The sequence below is a fragment of the Streptomyces sp. NPDC006372 genome (genome assembly GCF_040612515.1).
Lineage (GTDB): Bacteria > Actinomycetota > Actinomycetes > Streptomycetales > Streptomycetaceae > Streptomyces.
The window spans coordinates 99,824-115,198 of the sequence record NZ_JBEXQJ010000011.1 but is presented as its reverse complement, the minus strand read 5'-3'; the positions used below and the strand labels follow the sequence as shown (position 1 = coordinate 115,198).

Annotated in this window: 14 protein-coding genes; 7 read left to right on the top strand and 7 right to left on the bottom strand. The window is 70.8% G+C overall.

Annotated features, from left to right (window positions below):
• Positions 1-113 precede the first annotated feature (113 nt).
• Both ABZ016_RS19185 and ABZ016_RS19180 read left to right on the top strand, forming a co-directional pair.
• On the top strand, positions 114-962 hold the full coding sequence (locus ABZ016_RS19185; protein ID WP_356917814.1) for an RNA polymerase sigma factor SigF: 849 nt from the start codon (positions 114-116) through the stop codon (positions 960-962).
• Between the two features lie 268 nt (positions 963-1,230).
• A complete protein-coding gene (locus tag ABZ016_RS19180) occupies positions 1,231-2,145 on the top strand; it encodes an RNA polymerase sigma factor SigF (RefSeq protein WP_356917813.1) in 915 nt (304 codons plus the stop codon).
• Positions 2,146-2,388: 243 nt separating this feature from the next.
• Here ABZ016_RS19180 and ABZ016_RS19175 read toward each other — a convergent pair whose 3' ends face one another.
• On the bottom strand, positions 2,389-2,586 hold the full coding sequence (locus ABZ016_RS19175) for a hypothetical protein (RefSeq protein ID WP_003991371.1): 198 nt from the start codon (positions 2,584-2,586) through the stop codon (positions 2,389-2,391).
• A gap of 215 nt (positions 2,587-2,801) precedes the next feature.
• On the opposite strand from ABZ016_RS19175, the gene ABZ016_RS19170 reads away from it, so the two are divergent.
• The 3 genes from ABZ016_RS19170 to ABZ016_RS19160 all read left to right on the top strand — a co-directional run bounded on the left by ABZ016_RS19170 (position 2,802) and on the right by ABZ016_RS19160 (position 6,773).
• The gene (locus ABZ016_RS19170; protein WP_356917812.1) at positions 2,802-3,290 is read left to right on the top strand and encodes a MarR family transcriptional regulator; all 489 of its coding nucleotides are present in this window, start codon (positions 2,802-2,804) and stop codon (positions 3,288-3,290) included.
• A gap of 13 nt (positions 3,291-3,303) precedes the next feature.
• On the top strand, positions 3,304-5,862 hold the full coding sequence (locus tag ABZ016_RS19165) for an MFS transporter (RefSeq protein WP_356917811.1): 2,559 nt from the start codon (positions 3,304-3,306) through the stop codon (positions 5,860-5,862).
• An 89-nt stretch (positions 5,863-5,951) separates the two neighbouring features.
• On the top strand, positions 5,952-6,773 hold the full coding sequence (locus tag ABZ016_RS19160; protein WP_356917810.1) for a YceI family protein: 822 nt from the start codon (positions 5,952-5,954) through the stop codon (positions 6,771-6,773).
• Here the strand turns inward: ABZ016_RS19160 and ABZ016_RS19155 are convergent.
• Positions 6,756-7,457: a GAF and ANTAR domain-containing protein gene (locus ABZ016_RS19155; RefSeq protein WP_356917809.1), complete on the bottom strand. Its 702-nt coding sequence runs from the start codon at positions 7,455-7,457 to the stop codon at positions 6,756-6,758. The two genes, ABZ016_RS19160 and ABZ016_RS19155, sit on opposite strands and share 18 nt — an antisense overlap.
• An 87-nt stretch (positions 7,458-7,544) precedes the next feature.
• Positions 7,545-8,267 (bottom strand): ANTAR domain-containing protein, encoded by a 723-nt coding sequence (locus ABZ016_RS19150; protein ID WP_356917808.1) that lies wholly within the window; start codon positions 8,265-8,267, stop codon positions 7,545-7,547.
• A gap of 273 nt (positions 8,268-8,540) precedes the next feature.
• On the opposite strand from ABZ016_RS19150, the gene ABZ016_RS19145 reads away from it, so the two are divergent.
• Both ABZ016_RS19145 and ABZ016_RS19140 read left to right on the top strand, forming a co-directional pair.
• Positions 8,541-8,834: an STAS domain-containing protein gene (locus ABZ016_RS19145; RefSeq protein WP_356917879.1), complete on the top strand. Its 294-nt coding sequence runs from the start codon at positions 8,541-8,543 to the stop codon at positions 8,832-8,834.
• Between the two features lie 9 nt (positions 8,835-8,843).
• Positions 8,844-9,314 (top strand): PPOX class F420-dependent oxidoreductase, encoded by a 471-nt coding sequence (locus ABZ016_RS19140; RefSeq protein WP_345661587.1) that lies wholly within the window; start codon positions 8,844-8,846, stop codon positions 9,312-9,314.
• 28 nt (positions 9,315-9,342) lie between these two features.
• Here ABZ016_RS19140 and ABZ016_RS19135 read toward each other — a convergent pair whose 3' ends face one another.
• The 4 genes from ABZ016_RS19135 to ABZ016_RS19120 all read right to left on the bottom strand — a co-directional run bounded on the left by ABZ016_RS19135 (position 9,343) and on the right by ABZ016_RS19120 (position 15,374).
• Positions 9,343-10,098, bottom strand: a complete 756-nt coding sequence (locus tag ABZ016_RS19135; RefSeq protein WP_356917807.1) for a TetR/AcrR family transcriptional regulator — start codon at positions 10,096-10,098, stop codon at positions 9,343-9,345.
• A 120-nt stretch (positions 10,099-10,218) separates the two neighbouring features.
• Positions 10,219-11,715: an MFS transporter gene (locus ABZ016_RS19130; protein WP_356917806.1), complete on the bottom strand. Its 1,497-nt coding sequence runs from the start codon at positions 11,713-11,715 to the stop codon at positions 10,219-10,221.
• A 114-nt stretch (positions 11,716-11,829) separates the two neighbouring features.
• Positions 11,830-13,998 carry a glycosyltransferase family 39 protein gene (locus tag ABZ016_RS19125; RefSeq protein ID WP_356917805.1) on the bottom strand — a complete coding sequence of 723 codons (2,169 nt, stop codon included), beginning with the start codon at positions 13,996-13,998 and terminating at the stop codon, positions 11,830-11,832.
• Positions 13,995-15,374: a bifunctional glycosyltransferase family 2/GtrA family protein gene (locus tag ABZ016_RS19120; RefSeq protein ID WP_356917804.1), complete on the bottom strand. Its 1,380-nt coding sequence runs from the start codon at positions 15,372-15,374 to the stop codon at positions 13,995-13,997. The genes ABZ016_RS19125 and ABZ016_RS19120 overlap by 4 nt, the downstream gene beginning before the upstream one ends.
• Position 15,375: the final 1 nt, after the last annotated feature.

Sequence of the window (15,375 nt, the reverse complement as noted above, 5' to 3'; positions counted from 1 at the left end):
TCCCGACGGGGGCTCTGCGTTTGCCCCTCAACACGTAGTTATGAGGTGCTTGCACACAGTGCACATCTCTTGTGATGCTATGACCGCTTTTAGTGGAAGCGTGGACGGGTGAGTTGTCGGATGACGAGGTGGAGTTGACCGTGCTGGCCAGTACCGCACCTCAGGCACCGTCCTCGGAAGCGGCTCCCCGGCGCAGCAGCCGTGGCGCCGACACCCGCGCCCTCACGCAGGTCCTGTTCGCACAGCTCAAGGAGCTCCAGCCGGGCACGCCGGAGCACGACCGGGTGCGTGGGGCACTCATCGAGGCCAACCTGCCGCTGGTGCGCTACGCGGCCGCCCGCTTCCGCTCCCGCAACGAGCCGATGGAGGACGTCGTCCAGGTCGGCACCATCGGGCTCATCAACGCCATCGACCGCTTCGACCCCGACCGGGGCGTGCAGTTCCCGACATTCGCGATGCCGACGGTCGTCGGGGAGATCAAGCGGTACTTCCGCGACAACGTCCGCACCGTCCACGTGCCGCGCCGGCTGCACGAGCTGTGGGTGCAGGTCAACAGCGCGACCGAGGACCTGACCACCTCGTTCGGGCGTTCCCCGACGACCGCGGAGATCGCCGAGCGGCTGCGGATCACCGAGGACGAGGTGCTGTCCTGCATCGAGGCCGGCCGGTCGTACCACGCGACCTCGCTGGAGGCCGCACAGGAGGGTGACGGCCTGCCGGGGCTGCTGGACCGGCTCGGCTACGAGGATCCCGCACTGGACGGGGTGGAGCACCGGGACCTCGTACGGCACCTGCTCGTCCAACTGCCCGAACGGGAGCAGCGGATCCTGCTGCTGCGGTACTACAGCAACCTCACGCAGTCTCAGATCAGCGCGGAACTCGGTGTTTCGCAGATGCATGTCTCGCGGCTGCTCGCGCGTAGCTTCCAGCGATTGCGGTCTGCCAACCGGATCGAGGCGTAATCGCAAACCTGATCGACGGGTCACCGGGGTGGGGGAATCGCTGGTCAGGGCGGTTCCCGACAGTTTTGAGCCGACACAGCGTCAGACCCCTTGTTTGCAGGGCGGATTCGCGTCTCAGATGTCGACATGTCACTACAGCGTGTTGCCGACATGTGACATTCTGCGTGAAGCGCGTTTGCCGGGGCTTCGGCTCCGGTATTCAGGTGAAGGCTGCGTTCCTCAGACGGGGGGCGTCGCCGCGACCGTCCCGCGACCCAAAGGGGGTGGCATGTCCGCAGAACAGGGCAGCTCGAAGGTGCTCACGCTCGCGGAGAGCGAGTCAGCTCCCCATGCTCTCGACTCACTCGGCCCCATCGACCCCATCGACGGGGTTCCGGCCGAGCTCGCGACCGAGCCCGCCCCGGTGCTTCCGGCCGCGGGCGCCATCGACACCCGCACCCTGTCCCGCTCCCTGTTCCTGCGGCTGGCCGCGCTGGACGAGGACAGCCCCGAGCGTGCCTACGTCCGGGACACGCTGATCGAGCTCAACCTGCCGCTGGTGCGGTACGCGGCGGCGCGGTTCCGGTCCCGCAACGAGCCGATGGAGGACATCGTCCAGGTCGGCACGATCGGGCTGATCAAGGCGATCGACCGGTTCGACTGCGAACGGGGCGTCGAGTTCCCGACGTTCGCGATGCCAACCGTGGTCGGTGAGATCAAGCGGTTCTTCCGCGACACGTCGTGGTCGGTGCGGGTGCCGCGCCGGCTCCAGGAGCTGCGGCTCGCCCTGACCAAGGCCAGTGACGAGCTGTCGCAGAAGCTGGACCGCTCGCCGACGGTGACGGAACTCGCCTCCGTGCTCGGGGTGTCCGAGGAGGACGTGGTCGACGGGCTGGCGGTCGGGAACGCCTACACGGCGTCCTCGCTGGACTCTCCGGCTCCTGAGGACGACGGCGGCGAGGGCTCGCTGGCGGACCGGCTGGGGTACGAGGACACCGCCCTGGAGGGTGTCGAGTACCGGGAGTCGCTGAAGCCGCTGCTGGCGAAGCTGCCGCCCCGTGAGCGGCGGATCATCATGCTGCGCTTCTTCGCGAACATGACCCAGTCGCAGATCGGCGAGGAGGTGGGCATCTCCCAGATGCACGTCTCCCGCCTGCTGACGCGGACACTGGCGCAGCTGCGGGACGGGCTGATCTCGGACTGAGCACGGATGCCTGCGGCGGCCCGGCACTGCTCCGGTGGGGGTGCGCGTAGCGCCTTCCGGGGTGCGGTGGGTCGGGGCCGCGCCGGGGGGTGTCCGTCCTCGGAACGGCGCAATCCGCTTTAGCTGCGGGCAGTCGTGCCGCTGCGGCGGCACGGGTGGGCGCAGCGGCACCTCGTCGCGCCGAGTTGCGCACCCACCCGGCCCCAGCGACAACGCCGGGTTCCGGAAAACCCGGCGTATGAGCTACGCCAGCGCCAGCCACGCCACCGCCGCGACAACCGCGACGGCGACGACAACGCCGAGGATGAGACCGACACGCGGACCACTGCTGCCGGTCGCCGCCGCCTGCCGCCCCCGCGGCTCCTCGTCGACGAACGCGCGGAACATCTGGGTGCTGCCGGCGGGGTCGTGATTGCCCTGCGGGGCCTGGTTGTTAGCCATGGCCCGAGACCCTAGCGAAAACGCCGGGGCTCCCCAAGTGGGGGTTGGGGTTCCGTTTGGCCCCACCTGACCCGTACCGCCAGGCTCACCACCTGCACATTTACTGTCGCAATACTTGCCTTTGCCAAGTTTTTATGCCAGACCCACCTCTTTTATTTGCCTGCAGCAACCAACAGCTCCTATGGTTGCCCTAAGCAACGAAAGCGGGAGGTGTCATGGCCGAGAGGGCGCAGTACGAAGAGCTGGTCCGCCAGTTCAGTGCCTTCGGCGCCGTCAAGCGGGAACTCGGCAGGATCATGCCGGCCGAGTGCCCCGGCGGGTCGGCGGCCGTGCTGACCCTGCTGGGCCGCCACGGCGACATGCGCATGAGCAAGCTCGCCGAGCTCCTCGCGGTGGACATGTCGGTCACCAGCCGCCATGTCGCGCACGTCGTGGACCGGGGGTGGATCGAACGCTCCCCCGACCCCGCGGACAAGCGCTCGCGCATCCTGCGCCTCACCCCCGCGGGCCACGCGCAGCTCGACGAGCTGTCCCGGCGGACCACCGAGGTCCTCGCCGAGCGCCTCGGCGACTGGACCGACGAGGACGTCGGCCGGCTCACGCAGCTGATGGCCCGGCTGAGGGAGAGCTTCGACTGCCGGCCCACGGCCCGGACGGCACCACCCGCTGTCGAACAGACCACCCGTACACCCGCAAGCACGTAAGAAAAGGAAGCCCATGGCAACGACCACACCAGCCGGTGTGCGGGCTCATGCCAAGCACGGAGGAGGCTCCCACGGCCCCTCCGGCGGCGGCGCTCCGATGACGCACCGGCAGATCATGGAGGCCCTCACCGGCCTCCTGCTCGGCATGTTCGTCGCGATCCTGTCGTCCACGATCGTCTCCAACGCCCTGCCCCGGATCATCGGCGACCTCGGCGGCGGCCAGAGCGCCTACACCTGGGTCGTCACCGCGTCCCTGCTGACGATGACCGCGTCCACGCCGCTGTGGGGCAAGCTCGCCGACCTGTTCTCCAAGAAGCTGCTGATCCAGATCGCCCTGGTCGTCTTCGTCCTCGGCTCGGCGGCGGCCGGCATGTCGCAGAACCCCGGCATGCTCATCGGGTTCCGCGCGGTCCAGGGCATCGGCATGGGCGGTCTGTCCGCCCTGGCCCAGATCATCATGGCGGCGATGATCTCGCCGCGTGAGCGCGGCCGTTACAACGGCTACCTCGGTGCCACCTTCGCCACCGCCATGGTCGGCGGTCCGCTGGTCGGCGGTGTCATCACCGACACCGACTGGCTCGGCTGGCGCTGGTGCTTCTACGTCGGCGTGCCCTTCGCCGTGATCGCCCTGATCGTGCTGCAGAAGACCCTGCACCTGCCGGTCGTGAAGCGGAAGGTCAAGGTCGACTGGGCCGGCGCCTTCTTCATCACCGCGGCCGTCTGCCTGCTGCTGGTCTGGGTCACCTTCGCCGGTGACAAGTACGACTGGGTCTCCTGGCAGACCTACGCGATGGTCGGCGGCTCGGTCGCGCTGCTGGCGCTGTTCGTCCTCGTCGAGGCGAAGGCCAGCGAGCCGATCATCCCGCTGCGGCTGTTCCGCAACCGCACCATCACCCTGGCCTCCCTGGCCTCCCTGTTCGTCGGCGTCGCGATGTTCTCCGGCACCGTCTTCTTCAGCCAGTACTTCCAGCTGGCGCGGGACAAATCGCCGACGATGTCCGGCGTCATGACGATCCCCATGATCGCGGGCCTGTTCGTCTCCTCCACCGTCTCCGGCCAGGTCATCACCCGGACCGGACGCTGGAAGGGCTGGCTGCTCGGCGGCGGTGTGCTGGTGACGGCCGGGCTCGGCCTGCTCGGCACGATCCGGTACGACACCGAGTACTGGCACATAGCGATCTTCATGGCGCTGATGGGTCTCGGCATCGGCATGATGATGCAGAACCTGGTGCTCTGCACGCAGAACCAGGTGGAGCCGGGCGACCTGGGTGCCGCCAGCTCCACGGTGACCTTCTTCCGGTCCCTGGGCGGTGCCGTGGGCGTCTCGGCGCTGGGCGCGGTCCTGGGCAACAAGATCACCGACTACGTCAAGGACGGCCTCGCCGGCCTCGGGGCGAAGGGCGCGGCCCTCGGCCACGCCGGCACGGGCGGGGGCAGCATCCCCGACCTCGACGCGATGCCCGCGCCGATCCGCACCGTCCTGGAGAGCGCCTACGGCCACGGTGTCGCGGACGTGTTCCTCTACTCCGCCCCGCTGGCGCTGCTCGCCCTGCTGGTGTCGCTGTTCATCAAGGAGGTCCCGTTGAAGACGAAGGGTGGGCTGGCGCAGGCGGCGGAGAAGGACGCCCCCGCGGAGGCTTCCGCCGAGGTTCCCGCAGAGGTCGCGGCCGAGGCTCCCGCCGGCGAGAAGGCCGTGCCGAGCTGGGCCGCGTCGGAGAGCGGTGCCGCCGGCGAGAGGGGGCCCGAGGGGACGCAGCGGCTCGCCGCCGTCGCGACCGTGGCCCGGGCCGAGGAGCCCGCGTCCGGTGGGGGCGGTGTGCCGGTCCGCGGTTTCGTGCGCGGTGCCGAGTCCGCGCCCGTGCCGCAGGCCGCCGTCACCCTGATCTCCCTGGCCGGACGGCAGCTGGGCCGGTCCGTGGCCCAGGCCGACGGCTCCTACGCCCTCGACGCGCCGGGCGCCGGGTCGTACGTCCTGATCGCCTCGGCCGACGGCTTCCAGCCGCAGGCGTCCACGGTCGTGGTGAACGACGAGCCGGTGGCCTACGACATCCTGCTCAGCGGCACCAGCGGGCTCACCGGCCTGGTGCGGGCCGCCGGGAGCGGGCAGCCCGTCAAGGACGCCATGGTCATCGTGACGGATGTGCGCGGGGACCTGCTGGCCAACGGCACCACCGGCGAGCAGGGCGAGTTCTCCTTCGCCGAGCTGGTGCCGGGCGCCGTGACCGTCGCGGTGAACGCCGCCGGGTACCGGCCGCGCGCCCTGCCCGTCGAGGTGGGCGGCACCGGGGTCACCCGGGTCGAGATCGACCTGGACTCGGGCGCCAGCGTCCAGGGCGTCGTCCGCGCCCCGCACGGTCCGCTGGCCGACGCCCGGGTGACGCTGGTCGACCAGGCGGGCAACGTCGTCGGCTCGGCCACGACCGGGACGGACGGGGCGTACGCCTTCACCGACCTGGACGGCGGCGAGTACACCGTGATCGCGACCGGCTACCCGCCGGTGGCCACCGCCCTGACGGTGACGGGCGCCGGCACCGACGCGCACGACATCGAACTCGCCCACCCCGGCGAGTAGCGACGACCCCGGCCCGTGGCAGGTGGGCGCGCTCTGAGCGGAGGTGCGCCCCCTGTCGCGGGCCGGTTTCTTATCGAGGAGTAGCTGAGATGGGACTGACCGCGAGGATCCGTACCCGGGACGGATGGGCCGTGTCGCACGCGGTCGTCACGGTGGCGGACATGACCGGTGCGCAGGCGCTGCGTGCCGAGGCCGACGCGGAGGGCGCGGTGCGGGACGCGACGCCGCTGGAGCCTGGGGCGTACACCGTCATCGTCACGGCGGTCGGGTACGCGCCCGCGGCGTCCAGTGTGATCGTCACGGCGAGCGGCCGGGCCGAGGTCGGCACGGTGACGCTGGCCCGGCAGGGCGGCACCGAGCTGCCGCCGCCGGGGCCCTGGACCGTCGACCCGGTGCACTCGAGCGTGGCCGCGGTGGCCCAGCACCTGGGCATCTCCAGCGTGCACGGCCGGTTCACGGAGTTCTCCGGCTCGATCGAGATCGCGCCGGACGACGTCACCAAGTCGCGTGTGGAGGCGGTGATCAAGGCGGCGTCCGTCGACACCGGCAACGGCATGCGCGACGGGCACCTGAAGTCGCCGGACTTCCTGGACGTCGAGCGCTTCCCGGAGATCACCTTCCGGTCCACGGGGCTGACGGCCACCGGGTCCGACCGGTGGACGGTCCACGGCGAGCTGGGCATGCACGGCGTCGTACGGCCGGTCGACCTGGACCTGGCCTACCTCGGCACCGGCCCGGACCCGTGGGGCGGCACCCGCGCGGCGTTCCGCGCCACGACCGAACTGCACCGCGAGGACTTCGCGATGAACTACAACCAGGTCCTCCAGGCGGGCATCGCCGCCATCGGCACGACCCTCAAGGTGGAGCTGGACATCCAGGCCGTGCAGGGCGAGTCACTTCCGGCGGTCTGAGTCCGGCTCGGAGACCTTCGCCACCAACTGGGCGCACAGATCACGGAGCTTGACGTTCCGGTTCTGCGAGGCGCGGCGCAGCCGCTCCAGGGCGGTACGGGCGTCGATCCGCTCCTGGACCATGAGGATGCCGATCGCCTGGTCGATGACGCTGCGGGAGAGCAGCGCCGTGCGTACGTCCGCGGCCGACTCGCGCCGGCGCTCGATGCGCAGCGCCACGTCGATCGTGGCTGCCGCGCGTGCGGCGAAGGCCCGGGCCGTGTCCCGGCCCGGGCCCAGTGCGCCGGCTTGCACGCCGTAGAAGTTGATCGCCGCGCCCGCCTCGCCCTCCACGGCCAGCGGCACCGCCAGCGCGCAGCGGACGCCCGTGGTCAGCGCGTACGCCGTGTACGAGGGCCAGCGGGACTCCTCCGCCAGGTCCGGGGCGTACTGCTCGGATCCGGTCTCGGCGGCCTCGACGCAGGGCCCCGAGTCGTTCTCGTACTGCCGCTGGTCCAGGCCGCTGGGCAGGCCGTCGCTGCCGGCCAGGGTGAGCAGCCGGCCCGCCCGGCGCACCGTGATGCTGCACGCGGCGGCCCCGGGTACCTCCTGCACCGCGCGGTCGGTCAGATCGCGCAGCAGCGTGTCGAGACCACTGCTGCGCACCATCGCCTGGTCCAGCGTGTCGGACGTCTCGGAGCTCATGACCGTACGGGTATCCCGTCGCCCCGCGAACACGCCTCCGACGTGACTCGGCCCGCCCCGGAAGGTGCTGCCTCAGAAGGTGCTGCCTCAGGACGTGTTGTGGGTGTCGACGATCCGGCGGGCGATGTCACGCAGTTTGACGTTCTCCCGTTGGGAGGCCCGCACCAGGCTCTCGAAGGCGGCGGCCGCGTCGATGCCCTGACGCTCCATGAGGATGCCGGTGGCCTGGCCGATCAGGTCCCGGGTGTGCATGGCCTCGGTGAGCTGCTCGCGTACGGTCACGGAGTCCAGGGCGAGGCTGACGTGCGCGGTGAACAGCCGGCCGACGCGCGTCGCGGCCTCGTCGAAGACGCCCGGTTTGCGCGCGTAGGCCGTGAGCACGGTCAGCCGGCGGCGGTCGGAGCGCAGCCGCAGCGACAGCGCCGAGCGCAGCCCGAGGGCCGACAGCACGTCCCAGCCGTCCTCGGCCTCGCTGTCCGTTATCCGCGCCACCGGGCTGTGCCACAACTGATCCCAGTGCCCGTGCTGTTCGCGGCCGCCGTGCCGGGCCTCGGCGGAGCGCACCACCTCGTCGGTCCAGACGAGCGAGCGGAGCTTGTTGCCGCGTTCGATCTCGGAGACACCGGCGTGCTCGGCCCCGGGCATGATGTGGACGGCCAGCCGGGCCGCCGTCCGCAGTGTGCCCTGCGGTGTGGGTGCCTCGTGGAGCTGCTGAGACGCCACCGTCAGGGCTTCGGCCAGCTCGAAACCGACTGGAAAACGGGGCAAATCAGGAAAGTCGGACGCAGCCACCACGAACCTCTTCGGCATGCACGGCCATGGCCGTGCGCAGGAGAGCTCCGCAGCACATTCCCGACTGCGAGCACAGGACGGACAGCACTCTAACTGCTCGGTTGCCTCGAAGTGACGTCCGGCCGACGGGCGCGCCAGGCGCTTCCACCGACGCCCCCGGCGTGATGAAATGGCCGTGGGTCAGGAAGCGGCCTTACCGGAATCCGGACGAACGTCTGCCAGGTGAGTGCTGTGACCTTCCTCCCGAATCCCACCGAACCGCCGGGCCTGCCGGGTCGCGCCCACCTGACCATGCCCGCGGAGATCGACTTCTGCAACGCGGCGGAGCTGCTTCCGCTCGTCCTGTCCGGGATCCGGGCCCGCGGTGACCAGCCGGAGGTGCTCGTCCTCGACCTCACCGCCACCTCCTTCATGGACTCCCAGGGCGTCCGCCTCATCAACGACGTACGCCACCGGCTGCGCCCCGGGACCCAGGTGCGCCTGGTGGCCCGGACGGAGGGGGTCACCAGCCGCGTCCTGGAACTGACCGGGCTGCGCCGGGACGTCCCCGTGTACGACGATCTCGCGGAGGCCCTGGCGTCGTAGGCTGGCGCCATGGCACCGAACATCGCGACGAACACCCGCGTCTCCCTCGACGAGTTGCTCGACTTCGTGCGCCCCCGCCACCACGCGATCCTGCTGACCCGGCGCGCCGACGGCGGGCCCCAGGGCTCTCCCCTGACCTGCGGGGTCGACGACTCCGGCCGGATCGTGGTCTCCACCTATCCGGAGCGTGCCAAGACCCGCAACGCCAAGCGGGACCCCCGGGTGAGCCTGATCGTGCTCAGCGACGACTGGAACGGCCCCTGGGTCCAGATCGACGGCACGGCCGAGGTCGTCGACACCCCCGACTCCGTCGAACCGCTGGTGGAGTACTACCGGAACATCGCCGGTGAGCACCCCGACTGGGACGAGTACCGCGCGGCCATGGCCAAGCAGGGCAAGTCGATCATCCGGATCACCCCGGAGCGGTGGGGCCCGGTGGCCACGGGCGGGTTCCCGGCGCGCCTGGTCGAGGGGGAGTAGCCGCCCGGGGCGGGACTCGCCGCGTGGCTCACTCCCGGGCGACCATCGTCTCGATGCCGGCGATCAGCAGGTCGAGGGCGAAGTCGAAGTCGCGCTCCAGCATCTCCGCGACCGTGTCGCCGCCGCGCGCCGCCATGATCTCCTGTGACTCCTGGATGACGTCGGCGGCCTGCGGGGCCTCGGTCACCGTGCTCAGCGCCTGCTGGAAGTACTCGTCCACGGTCATACCGGTGGCCGACGCCCGCGCGGAGAGGTGCCCCTCCAGCGTGCCGTAGCCGTAGACGAACTGGAAGACGGCCGAGATCCCGCTCGTCAGCCGCTTCGCGGGCAGCCCCGTCCTGCGCATCACGCGCTGGACGACCCGCGAGAAGGACAGGTTGTTGGGGCCGATGTTGAGGAAGACACCGACCAGCGCGGACACCCAGGGGTGCCGCACCAGCAACGTCCGGTAGTCCCGGGCGAGGGCCCGCACCTGCTCGCGCCAGTCCTCGTCGGCCTCCGGGTCGGGCAGCCGCATCTCGCCCATGACCTTGTCCAGCGCGAGTTCGAGCAGGTCGTCCTTGGTGTCGACGTACCAGTAGACGGACATCGCCGTCACGTTCAGCTCGGCGGCCAGCCTCCGCATCGAGAACTTCGCCAGCCCCTCGGCGTCCAGCAACCGGACCGTCACCTCGGTGATCCGCTCCCGGTCCAGCCCCGACGGCTGTCCCCCACCACGACGCCGGTGCGCCTTGCCTTCCAGCCAGACACTGGTCCGTGCGGCCTTCTCGGCTGCCTTCGCCATGGCGCACCTTCCTCACCTTGCCAACGCCGATCATGCTAGGCGCCCCTTCAGGGGCGCGGGGAACTGCGTGACCAGCCACGACCGACCCGCACTCGCACCACGACCGCACACCCCGAGCTCCTAGGCGGATTCTGCCCGCTCCGCCCGCCGCAGCAACGCCGCCGCGACCAGTCCACCAGCCAGTACGGCAACCGCCCCCACCAGCTGACTGGTCTCCAACCCGGAGGCGAACGCATCAGCGATCCGCCCCTTCTCCGCGGCCGACTCCGCCCCCGCCAGCGCCGCCGGCAACGACGCCGCCGAGACGGCGACCAGGGACGCGAAACGGGAGTTGAGCACAGCTCCCAGGACAGCGACGCCCAGCCCGTTCCCGAACTCGGCGAGCGTCCCGTTGATCCCCGCTCCCACCCCCGCCTTCTCCGGCGGAATCGCACTCATGATCGCGTTGGCCATGGCCGGCATGGACAGCGCCACACCCGCACCCATCACGACCAGGCCGAGCAGCATCCCCCCGTACCCGTGCCCGCCGAGCACCGCGATCGCCGCCAGCCCGGCCGACACCAGGGTCATACCGAGGGCGATGGCCCCGGGCGTGCCGGCCTTGAGCACCAGCTTCGCCCCGAGCCCGGTGAAGTTGAGCACGACCACCGTCAGCGCCAGCGGAGCCGTCCGCAGCCCGGCGTCCAGCGGCTCGTAGCCGAGCACGAACTGCAGGTGCTGGGTGAGCAGGAACAGCGAGCCCGTCATGCCGAACGCCACGAGGATCGCGCCCGCGACCGCGCCCACGAACTTCTGGTTGCGGAAGAAGTGCATGTCGAGCATCGGGTGCTCGGTGCGCAGCTCCCACGTCACGAACACACCGAGTACGGCCACGCCGACCAGGGCCGAGACCACCACCTGCGCGGAGGTCCAGCCGTGCTCGGGGCCGGTGATGATCGCGTACACCACGGCCGTCATGCCTATGGTCGACAGCACCGCGCCGACCAGGTCGGGCCGGTCACCGGCCTTGTGCTTCGACTCGGGTACGAGCGCGGCGACCGCGACCAGCCCGAGCAGGGCGACCGGCAGGTTGATCAGGAAGATCGCGCCCCACCAGAAGTGGTTCAGCATCACACCGCCGATCAGCGGCCCGGCCGCGAAGCCGAGCGAACTGACCGTGGACCAGAGCGCGATGGCCTTCACACGCTCCTTGTCGTCGAAGATCTGCACGACGACGGCGAGGGTCGTGGTCATCAGCAGCGCACCGCCGACGCCCATGCCCGCACGGGCCGCGATGAGCTGTGCCGGGCTCTGGGAGAGTCCGGCCGCAAGTGAGCCCACACCGAAGATCGCCAGACCCGACATCAGCATCAGCTTGCGGCCGTAGCGGTCGGCGGCGTTGCCCGCCGTGAGCAGCAGGCCGGACTGCACCAGTGAGTAGGCGTTCATCATCCACTGGACGTCGGCGGTCGTCGCGTCCATCTCACGGGTGAGCGAGGGGATCGCCACGTTGAGGATCGTGTTGTCGAGCAGCACGGTGAGCTGCGCGAGGCAGATGACACCGAGGATCAGCCAGCGCTGGGGATGACCGCCGGGCGCTGTCTCGGATCGGGCCGCTTCCTGGGAGGACGTCGTCATGCTGTACACCGTAGAACGATTCCCATACGCTGTACAACCGAGTTTCCCGGGACATGCCGAAGGGCGGCGGCTCTCGGCCACCGCCCTTCCCTGCTTGCCTGCTTCAGGCGCCTGTCAGCCGCTCGTCTTCTGCGTGAGGTCGTAGAAGGTGGCCGAACCGACCGTGACCTTCTTGAAGTTGGCCTCGATCCAGGAGGTGATCTGGGAGGACGTGCCGTCGCTGCTGCCGCGCATGCCTGCGCCCATGCTGCCCGAGGCGATGAACCAGTGGATCTTTCCGTCCGCCACGTACTGCTTGAACTGGGCCAGTGTGGGCGACGGGTCCGTGCCGTTGAAGCCGCCGATGGCCATCACCGGGTCGCCGGTCGACAGCTGGTAACTCGCAGCGTTCTGGGCGCCGATGGCCGCCGCGGCCCAGGTGTACCGGTCGGCGTCGGTCTCCAGCAGCTTCTTGGCCTCGGAGCTGACGCTGGCACCGTTGAGCAGACCGCCCATGCCGCCACCGCCGCCCATACCCCCCGCACGGCCGCCGTCGCCGTTCTGCTGGTTCTGACCCCGCTGGTTCTGGCCGCCCCCCGGGAAGCCCCCACCGGGGAAGCCGTTGCCCTGCTGGTTCTGATTCTGCTGGTTCTGGCCCTGCCGGTTCTGGCCCCCACCGGGGAAGCCGCCACCGCCCGGACCACCACCACCAGGGCCACCACCGCCCGGCCCGCCGCGACCGCCGGCGACCGCCGGACCCGCGGTGACGATGGAGCCGCTGTGGCCCTCGTTCACCGTGGTGAGGGTGTACGCCGCCGGACCGGCCAGCGCCGCGACGAGCCCCAGCCCGGCCGCGCCCAGGGCCAGCCGGCGCCCGAGCCGGCCCGCGAAGATCAGGCCGAGGGCCGCCGTCAGACCGCCTACCAGGACCAGCCACTTCAGCCAGGGCAGGTAGTCGGAGGAGCGGTTGAGCAGGACGTACCCCCAGGCCGCGGTGGCCGTCATCGCCGCCGCCAGGGTCAGCGACGCCCACGCCTTGTCGCGCTTCTCCCAGAGCAGCGCCGAGCCCATGCCGACCAGCGGCGCGACGTAGGGGGCGAGGGCGACCGTGTAGTACTCGTGGAAGATGCCCTGCATGTAGCTGAAGACCAGCATGGTCGTGAGCAGTGCGCCGCCCCAGACGAGGAACGCGCCGCGGGTCACCGACGTGCGCCGGGCCTTGCGCGTGGCCACCAGAGCGGCGACGAGCAGGATCAGCGCGGCCGGGATCAGCCAGGAGATCTGGCCGCCGATGCCGGAGCCGAACAGCCGGTCCCAGCCGGTCTCGCCCCAGGCGCCGCCGCCGTTGCCGCCACCGCCGCCGCCTCCGACGCTGCCGGTCTCGTCGCCGTTGAGACGGCCCAGGCCGTTGTAGCCGAAGGTCAGCTCCAGGAAGCTGTTGTTCTGCGAGCCGCCGATGTAAGGGCGGGAGGACGCCGGCCAGAGCTCGACGATCGCGACCCACCAGCCGCCGGAGACGACGATCGCGGCCAGGCCGGCGGCGAGTTGGCCGATCCTCTTCTTCACCGGGACCGGGGCGCACACCGCGTACACGAGGGCCAGCGGCGGCAGGATCAGGAACGCCTGGAGGGTCTTGGCGAGGAAGGCGAAGCCGATCGCGGCGCCGGCCCACACCAGCCACTTCGTCCGGCCGTCCTCCAGCCCCCGGATGACGAAGTAGCAGGCGACGGCCATCAGCAGCGCCAGCATGGCGTCCGGGTTGTTGAAGCGGAACATCAGCGCCGCGACGGGGGTGAGCGCGAGCACCGCGCCCGCGATCAGACCGGCCGCGGGGCTGAACCGGCGGCGTACGGCGGCGTACACCACGGCCACCGTGCCGACGCCCATGAGGACCTCGGGGGCCAGGATCGCCCACGAGCTGAGGCCGAAGAGCCGTACCGACAGGGCCATCGGCCACAGCGCGGCCGGGGGCTTGTCGACGGTGATGGCGTTGGCGGCGTCCAGCGAGCCGAAGAAGAACGCCTTCCAGGACTGGCTGCCGGCCTGGACGGCCGCCGAGTAGAAGGAGTTGGCGTAGCCGGAGGCGCTCAGGTCGTAGAGGTAGAGGAGGAGGGTGGCGAGCAGCAGGCCGAGGAAGGCCGGGCGGGCCCAGCGGGGGTCCTCGGGCCGGCCGCGCCACAGTCGCTGCGGGAAGGGCCGCTCGGGGTCACCGGTGTGCGGAGCCGGTGCGGGTTCCGGGGGCCGGGTCCACGTGCCGGGACTCGTGCCTCTGTCGGTGGTCTGCTGGTCGTAGTGGACGGTCATCGGAAGTCCCTCGAATCGGTGTCGTGCGGGCGCACCGGCAGCAGTTGCACGGTCATGTCCCGCCAGGAGCCGTCCGCGGCTTCACCGGCGCGGAACCGGGTGGTGTCGTACGAGGCGGGCACCGGCGAGTCGTCCTCGCGCCGGTCCGGGAACACCCACGCCCGGAAGAGCAGGAAGCGCAGCACGGTGGCCGCGAGGTTGGCGGCGATGAGGACGGCCAGTTCGGTGGAGTGCGCGGGCTCGGACGTGGCCGCGCCCAGCGCGGCGAGCGAACCGCTGGTCAGGGCGAGCCCGATACCGAAGACGACCAGGCCCTGCGCCTGGTGCCGTACGGCCCCGCCGCGCCCGCGCACCCCGAAGGTGAGCCGCCGGTTCGCGGCGGTGTTGGCGATCGCCGAGACCAGCAGGGCGAGGGCGTTGGCGGCCTGGGAGCCGGTGAAGACCCGGAAGCCGCTGTAGAGGAGCAGGTAGAAGAGGGTGGACAGGCCGCCGACGACACAGAAGCCGACCAACTGCCGGGCCAGGCCCCGCGGGACGTCCTCGATCTCGCGGTCGCGCGGGTCGTCGCCGAACGGCCGGGTGAGCCGGTCCAGCGGCAGCGAACCCGTGGCCAGGGCCCTGCCCACCCGCCACACGCCCTTGAGGTCGTCGGTCGCGGTCCTGACGATGTGCACGGTCGAGTCGGGGTCGTCGACCCAGTCGACCGGCACCTCGTGGATACGGAGTCCCGCACGCTCGGCGAGCACCAGCATCTCGGTGTCGAAGAACCAGCCGGTGTCCTCGATCAGCGGCAGCAGCACCTGCGCCACGTCACGGCGGATCGCCTTGAACCCGCACTGGGCGTCCGAGAAGCGGGCCTGGAGCGAGCCGCGCAGGATGAGGTTGTAGGCCCGGCTGATGAACTCCCGCTTGGGGCCGCGTACCACGCGCGAGCTGCGGGCCAGCCGGGAGCCGATCGCGAGGTCCGAGTGGCCGGAGATCAGCGGTGCCACCAGCGGGAGCAGGGCGTTGAGGTCGGTGGACAGGTCCACGTCCATGTAGGCGAGGACCGGGGCGTCCGAGGCCGACCAGACGGCCCGCAGGGCCCGGCCGCGGCCCTTCTGCTCCAGCCGGAAGGTGGTGACCTCGGGGAGTTCCGCCGCCAGCCACGCCGCCACCTGGGGGGTGGTGTCCGTGGAGGCGTTGTCCGCGATCGTGATGCGGAACGCGTACGGGAACGTCCGCACGAGGTGCTCGTGCAGTCTGCGGACGCACGGCTGGAGGTCCTTCTCCTCGTTGTAGACGGGGATCACTACGTCCAGGACAGGCGTACCGGCTGGTGCGGCCGGGAGGTGCTCCCGCGCCGGCAGGGTGCCGGGAGAAGAATCGGTTCGCATG